The organism is Xenorhabdus bovienii (assembly GCF_024721015.1).
Classification (GTDB): domain Bacteria; phylum Pseudomonadota; class Gammaproteobacteria; order Enterobacterales; family Enterobacteriaceae; genus Xenorhabdus; species Xenorhabdus bovienii.
The window spans coordinates 1-337 of record NZ_JANAIF010000370.1; the positions used below are offsets into that span (position 1 = coordinate 1).

The window sequence follows — 337 nt, forward strand, 5'->3', positions numbered from 1 at the left end:
AACAAGTTTTGGTGCTGGCGATAGGGGGTGAACTGACCACCGCGTTTGTCGCCGGCTCGCTCTACTCTGCCGCCCATGCGGCGCCGTCGGCCTCTGCCGAAGCGGTGCGTGTGACCTTTCCCGATGGGGCGGTGATGGAATACGAGCCGCAAAGCAGCGCCTTAACCGTGACGGGGATCAAAACCGCCACCGTGACAGCCTCCACATCGGTACAGGTCACGGCACCGGAAATCACCTGCACAGCCAGCAATCAAATCACGCTGGATACGCCGACCGTCATTTGTACCCACCATCTGAGCACGGGCAGTCTGGCCGTGCGCGAAGGCGGCACGATGCA

Annotated in this window: 1 protein-coding gene; it reads left to right on the forward strand. The window is 62.0% G+C overall.

What is annotated here, in order from left to right; translation table 11 throughout:
• Nucleotides 1-337 (forward strand): phage baseplate assembly protein V (locus NXS07_RS21045; RefSeq protein WP_258087638.1); only part of this gene is annotated, 337 nt, incomplete at both ends.